The organism is Pseudoalteromonas sp. S1609 (assembly GCF_005887255.1).
Lineage (GTDB): Bacteria > Pseudomonadota > Gammaproteobacteria > Enterobacterales > Alteromonadaceae > Pseudoalteromonas.
Genome location: NZ_PNDJ01000035.1, coordinates 37,487 through 43,598, shown reverse-complemented (window position 1 = coordinate 43,598; position 6,112 = coordinate 37,487). Strand labels below are relative to the sequence as shown.

Annotated in this window: 7 protein-coding genes and 1 pseudogene; all 8 read left to right on the top strand. The window is 41.2% G+C overall.

Annotated elements, in window-relative coordinates; all coding sequences use genetic code 11:
- Nucleotides 1-43 precede the first annotated feature (43 nt).
- A pseudogene (locus CWB76_RS20575) lies at nt 44-124 on the top strand (HvfA family oxazolone/thioamide-modified RiPP metallophore); the annotation flags it as partial.
- A gap of 64 nt (nt 125-188) precedes the next feature.
- Nucleotides 189-1,046 (top strand): HvfB family MNIO-type RiPP peptide maturase, encoded by an 858-nt coding sequence (locus CWB76_RS10490; protein WP_138607390.1) that lies wholly within the window; start codon nt 189-191, stop codon nt 1,044-1,046.
- A 54-nt stretch (nt 1,047-1,100) separates the two neighbouring features.
- Nucleotides 1,101-1,853 carry an HvfC family RiPP maturation protein gene (locus CWB76_RS10485; protein ID WP_138607388.1) on the top strand — a complete coding sequence of 251 codons (753 nt, stop codon included), beginning with the start codon at nt 1,101-1,103 and terminating at the stop codon, nt 1,851-1,853.
- A gap of 72 nt (nt 1,854-1,925) precedes the next feature.
- Complete coding sequence (locus CWB76_RS20460; RefSeq protein WP_008109320.1) at nt 1,926-2,048, top strand: hypothetical protein; 123 nt, start codon at nt 1,926-1,928, stop codon at nt 2,046-2,048.
- Between the two features lie 155 nt (nt 2,049-2,203).
- Entirely contained in the window at nt 2,204-2,749 is a 546-nt protein-coding gene (apt, locus tag CWB76_RS10480) for an adenine phosphoribosyltransferase (protein ID WP_008109316.1), read from the top strand.
- Nucleotides 2,750-2,752: 3 nt separating this feature from the next.
- A complete protein-coding gene (gene dnaX / locus CWB76_RS10475) occupies nt 2,753-5,089 on the top strand; it encodes a DNA polymerase III subunit gamma/tau (protein ID WP_138607386.1) in 2,337 nt (778 codons plus the stop codon).
- A gap of 60 nt (nt 5,090-5,149) precedes the next feature.
- The gene (locus tag CWB76_RS10470; protein WP_010388590.1) at nt 5,150-5,476 is read left to right on the top strand and encodes a YbaB/EbfC family nucleoid-associated protein; all 327 of its coding nucleotides are present in this window, start codon (nt 5,150-5,152) and stop codon (nt 5,474-5,476) included.
- Nucleotides 5,477-5,482: 6 nt separating this feature from the next.
- Nucleotides 5,483-6,091 (top strand): recombination mediator RecR, encoded by a 609-nt coding sequence (gene recR, locus CWB76_RS10465; protein WP_138607385.1) that lies wholly within the window; start codon nt 5,483-5,485, stop codon nt 6,089-6,091.
- Nucleotides 6,092-6,112: the final 21 nt, after the last annotated feature.

The window sequence follows — 6,112 nt, the reverse complement described above, 5'->3', positions numbered from 1 at the left end:
ATATATTGTTGGTTAGACTTTAGCTACTCGAGAAGGCAAGTGCGGCGAAGGTAAATGTGGTGGTGATGCTAAGGCCAAAAAAGAAGGCAAGTGCGGCGAAGGTAAATGTGGTGGTAGCCACTAAACTTTTCTTTTTCAGATAAGCGAGAGGGCCATTAGGCCCTTTTTATTTAATATGAGGTTTTATTATGGCTCAAAATCAAACGCCTAACTTTGGCATGGTCGGTTTAGGCTTGCGAAGAGAAATGCTAGATGAGCTTGAGCATGCTATACCAAAACAAATTGAGTTTATGGAAGTGGCTCCAGAGAACTGGTTAAAGCTAGGTGGGCGCTTTGAAAAGCAATTTAAACAGTTAACTAATAATAATCACTTTGTTTGTCATGGTTTGTCACTTTCTATTGGATCGCCTGAGCCGCTTGATATTGAATTTATAAAGTCGTTAAAATCTTTCTTTGATAACCACGATATTAAAGCTTATAGCGAACATTTAAGCTATTGCTCAGGTAAAGGCCATATGTATGACTTAATGCCAATTCCTTTTACTGAAGAAGCGATCAAACATGTCGTTTCTCGGGTTAAACAGGTACAAGATATATTAGAGCGACCACTTGTGCTCGAAAATGTGTCTTATTATGGTGCCCCTGGTCAGCAACTATCGGAGCTTGAATTTACCAATGCTATTTTAGAAGACGCTAATTGCCAGCTGTTGTTAGACGTTAATAATATTTATGTGAACTCGATTAATCATGGCTATGATGCACAAGCGTTTTTAAGTGGGCTACCAACCAATAAAATTGCCTATTGCCATGTTGCAGGTCACTACAATGAAGCTGATGACCTTATTATAGATACTCATGGCGCAGATGTTATTGACCCTGTCTGGCAATTGCTCGATAGCGCATATCAAGCACATGGTGTTTTTCCCACACTGCTAGAGCGAGATTTTAATATTCCACCTATTAACGTGTTAACCAAAGAGCTGGATATAATCCATCAATTACAAGCAAAGCACCTTAAGTTGTTATCAACAGCACAAAGCGCTTAGCCGTTAGTATTTAACAAATACTTGCTATTTCAGGGTTTCAAAAGAGTCGTTATCATGAGTTTTATTGATGTACAAAATGAATTTATGGCCCATATTCGAGAGCCTAATATGCAGCCGTGTCCAACCGATATTGAAGACAGGCGAATGGCCATTTATCGGGATCTGTTTTTTAATAATATTAATGGCTTTGTTTCATCGGCATTTCCAGTTTTAAAAACACTCTATAGTGAGCAACAGTGGCTATTGCTGGTTCGTCAATTTTTTAGTGAACATGATTGCCAGTCTCCTTACTTTTTAGATATTGCTGAAGAATTTATTACCTATTTAATGACAAGCTATGTACCTAAAGAGTCTGATCCGGTATTTATGCTGGCGCTAGCTCATTATGAATGGATTGAGCTTGACGTGTCTGTAATGAAGGCTGACCCCCGTGAGCTCCCTCTAAGCGCTAATAAGCTTACTCATTCTCCTTTGTATTTATCTAAAACAGTGCGTAACTTAAGCTACGACTATCCAGTGCAACATATAAGTGAAGAGTTTCAACCTCAACAGCCTTCAGAGCAGCCGTATTTCTTTGTTGTTTACCGCGATGAGAGTGATGAGGTGCAATTTTTGGCCACCAATGCCATGACCGCCATGCTACTGTCTATTATTGAAAATGAAGCGGGGAGTACGTTTGAGCAGGTTTGCCAACAGGTTAGTGAAAATGCACCACAATTTAATCTTGAGCAAATAACACAAGGGGCACTCAGTACCTTAACAGCTATGGCACAGCGGCAAATTATAGTGACAAAAAATCAAGACTAAGCTCTTTATTGATTATTTCACATCGTCTATTATAGCGCCTTTATTTGTTGTGCTTAATAAAAGGTTGTACCCATGTCAGATGATAAAGACTTTAAAGACCCGTTCAATGCGGCTTACTTTTTTGCATTCTTAGCCGTATTTGCTGGAATAGGGTGTTTAAATGCCATTTTAGGTTGGATCACCAGCTTAACTTAATCAGGTTTTATTTTAAGGCTGTTGTTTTTCATCAGCCTTACATTTTTATCATTTCCCTCTCCCGACACTTTATAATTATCGCAAACTCGCAATTTACGACCACTTAAGGTTATAATCACCTGCTTTGTAATATTAATCATTGAGCAGTTAAAATTATGACTCAAGTAACACCAGCAATTATCAAAAACAGCATTACTACAATTGCTGATTATCCTAAAGCGGGCATTATGTTTCGCGATGTAACAACCCTAATGGCAAACCCTGAAGCGTTTAAAGCAACCATAGATGCATTTATTGACGCTTATAAAGACCAAGGTTTTACTAAAATTATCGGCACTGAATCACGTGGCTTTATTTTTGGTGCTCCGCTATCTTATGCTTTGGGAATTCCTTTTATCCCTGTTCGTAAACCAGGTAAATTACCGCGCGAAGTTATTCGCCAAGATTACCAACTCGAATATGGCGAAGATACACTAGAGCTTCATACTGATGCGATTGTAGCCGGTGATAAAGTCTTGTTAGTTGACGACTTGTTGGCGACCGGTGGTACAATTGAAGCAACAGCCAAGTTGGTTGCAAAATTAGGCGGTAACGCCACAGATGCTGCCTTTGTTGTATCACTTCCAGAGCTTGGTGGTGAGCAACGTATTGAAAAAATGGGCATCAATATTTTAAAATTGGTTGAATTCGAAGGCGAATAATCGATGAGTTATCAGGTTCTAGCGAGAAAATGGCGTCCTCAAACCTTTCATGAATTGGTTGGGCAGTCTCATGTAAAACAGGCGCTGGTAAACGCGCTGACTCAAAATAGACTGCATCACGCTTATTTATTCACTGGAACCCGTGGTGTTGGTAAAACCACCATTGCCCGTATTTTTGCTAAAAGCTTAAATTGTGATGAAGGTATATCTGCCACACCATGTGGTCAATGTAGTAGCTGTGTTGATATAGAGGCAGGGCGCTACATTGATTTACTCGAAATAGATGCGGCCTCACGCACTAAGGTTGAGGATACGCGTGAGATACTTGATAACGTTCAATATGCGCCAACGCGCGGACGTTACAAAGTATATCTAATCGATGAAGTACACATGTTGTCAAAGCACAGCTTTAATGCGTTATTAAAAACGCTTGAAGAGCCGCCTGAGCATGTGAAATTTTTGCTCGCAACCACTGATCCTCAAAAATTACCAGTGACTATTTTATCTCGCTGTTTACAGTTTAATCTGAATGCATTGTCGCAAGCTGAGATTAAGCAACAGCTTGAGCATGTGCTTACCCATGAGCAGCTTAACTTCGATAATGATGCGCTAAGTATTATTGCCAAAGCGGCCGATGGTAGTATGCGAGATGCATTAAGTTTGACCGATCAGGCTATTGCTCAAACTAATGGTGATATTAAAAATCAAGCTGTACAAGACATGCTTGGTTTAATGGACACCCATTACAGTCAAAGTTTACTTGCGGCATTATTAGCGCAAGATGGCACAGCTTTGATGAATGAAGTTGCTCAAGTCGCTAGCCGAAATCCAAATTACATTGCGCTGCTTGATGACTTAATTGCACTAACGCATGTGATTCAATTGAGTCAATTAGTCCCTGAAGCAGCAGCGCTTGATAGCAATAACGCCGATTACATTGAGCATGTTGCAGCGCATACCCATGCCCAACAAATTCAAGTGTATTACCAGTTATTACTCAATGGCAAAAAAGATTTACAATGGGCACCTGAGCCTCGTTTAGGATTTGAAATGATTATGCTCAGGTTATTGGCATTTGAACCTACGCAGTTGCAAACCAATCAACCTGAACCTAGCTCACAAGCTGCGCCAGAGCAAAATAGTGCAGGGCGTGCTAATGCACTGCGTGATATTTTAAATAAAAATAAACCAGCGCAGAGTAATGCTCCTCAAATTCAGCCATTAGCAACTAATACGCAGCCAACAAAAGCCGATGAGCCTGAGGTTTCAAAGTCTGATTATAGCCAAACACAACTTGAACAAAGTTCGATACAAAGTCAGCCTCAAATTGTAGATACCCCCGTAATAAGTGATGAACAAGCGCAGCGTCAAAGCGAAGATGATGCCTACATGCAGCACAGTGATGTAGAACAAACTATTGCCGCACAATACGATGATGTAATGAGTAGCGCTGTTGATCAAGGGTTTAACCCTGAGTTAGCAAATGCCACTAGTAACGCAGAACAGTCTGCGTTACTAGTGGGTGAGCAAGAAGCGCGAGCACAGTCAGCAATAGCGCGTATTTTACGCGATAGAAACATTTCGGGTGCCGGTAAGCTTTCAAGTGTCGCTATTGAAAAGCCAACTGAAGAAAAACCAGCACCGACAAAATCCGAATTTAGTCGCCCGCAGGGCAATGAAGCACAAACTGTATCACAGCAGCCACCGCCATGGGATAATGAGGTGAGCGATGACCTGCAAAAAAAGCCTCAGCTCCCAGTACAGGGGAGCCGAGCTCAGGTAGCAAATAAGCCAGCGAGTAAAGTTGACTTTAAAGCAAAGCATCAAACGATTACTGAAAATTTAGCACCGGAGCTATTAGAGCAAATTAACCCGCAAAAACCAGCACCTGTTGTTGAACAAGAGCCTAGTATTCCCGTACCAGATGATTTTCAAAGCCCAATTAGTGACATTAGATTTGCCCATCAACAAGACGAATGGGCCTATTTAATAAAACGTATGGGACTTGGCGGACGTATGCGCCAGTTTGCATTGCACTCAATTTTTACCAAACAAGACAATCATTTCCATATTGAAGTAGATGAATCGCAAAAGCACTTAGATACGCCAATGTTACGTCAAAAGTTAAATGTGGCGTTATCTAGTATTTATGGACACAACGTTGAGCTTAATATTGATTTTGCTAGCGGGGTGATTGACTCACCTTATTTGATTCAACAAAAAATTGATGCAGGTCGTCACCAGCAAGCGATTGATGTGATCACCAGCGATGAAAATATAGTACAATTTCAACAGCTATTTAGCGCTGAAATTGACGAAAACAGTATTCAGGCATTGTAATTAACGACCAGTGCCCTTATTTATACTCCAGTTAATGTATTAAAAGAAAGAGAGACGATTATGTTTAAAGGTGGAATGGGTAACATGATGAAGCAAGCGCAGCAAATGCAAGAGCGCATGCAAAAAGCCCAAGAAGAAATCGCAACGATGGAAGTGGTTGGTGAAGCCGGTGCAGGTTTAGTGAAAGTAACCATGCTTGGTAACCACAATGTTCGTCGTGTTGAGCTTGATGAAAGCTTAATGGAAGATGACAAAGACATGATTGAAGATTTACTTGCAGCAGCGTGTAATGATGCTGTTCGCCGTGTTGCTGAAGAAACTCAAGAGCGCATGGGCAAAGTAACAGGCGGTATGCAATTACCACCTGGTATGAAAATGCCGTTCTAAGTAACTATGCAACTTTCAGATAGTTTAACATCGCTAATAGAAGCACTTCGTTGTCAGCCAGGTATTGGCCCGAAATCTGCTCAGCGTATTGCATTTCATTTATTAGAGCGCGACCGCAAAGGTGGCACTCAGCTTGGGAATGCGCTAACAAAAGCGATGACGGCTGTAGGGCATTGTCAGTCGTGCCGCACGTTTACCGAGCAAGCACAATGTGATATTTGCTTAAGCACTAAGCGCCAATACAGCGGCATTTTATGTGTGGTTGAGTCGCCTACAGATGTGTTAGCGATTGAACAAACAGGCCAATACAAAGGACTCTATTTTGTATTAATGGGACATTTGTCACCAATTGATGGCATAGGCCCTAAAGAAATTGGGCTAGACGTGCTTGAGCAAAAGCTTGCCCATGGCGGTATTAATGAAGTTATATTAGCCACTAACCCTACGGTTGAAGGTGAAACAACGGCTCATTATATTGCCCAGCTTTGTCATAAATACAAAGTGGGTGCATCGCGAATAGCTCATGGTATTCCTGTGGGTGGCGAGCTTGATTTAGTCGATGGCACAACCTTAATGCATGCATTTAGTGGCAGGCGCTTAGTCAGCCATGAATAGTTTATTTTAAGCTTAACTATT

Bases quoted from the DNA above. Each gene is read 5' to 3' on its own strand.
- CWB76_RS10490 (WP_138607390.1), top strand. From the start codon at position 189: ATGGCTCAAAATCAAACGCCTAACTTTGGCATGGTCGGTTTAGGCTTG.
- CWB76_RS10485 (WP_138607388.1), top strand. From the start codon at position 1,101: ATGAGTTTTATTGATGTACAAAATGAATTTATGGCCCATATTCGAGAG.
- CWB76_RS20460 (WP_008109320.1), top strand. From the start codon at position 1,926: ATGTCAGATGATAAAGACTTTAAAGACCCGTTCAATGCGGCTTACTTT.
- apt (WP_008109316.1), top strand. From the start codon at position 2,204: ATGACTCAAGTAACACCAGCAATTATCAAAAACAGCATTACTACAATT.
- dnaX (WP_138607386.1), top strand. From the start codon at position 2,753: ATGAGTTATCAGGTTCTAGCGAGAAAATGGCGTCCTCAAACCTTTCAT.
- CWB76_RS10470 (WP_010388590.1), top strand. From the start codon at position 5,150: ATGTTTAAAGGTGGAATGGGTAACATGATGAAGCAAGCGCAGCAAATG.
- recR (WP_138607385.1), top strand. From the start codon at position 5,483: ATGCAACTTTCAGATAGTTTAACATCGCTAATAGAAGCACTTCGTTGT.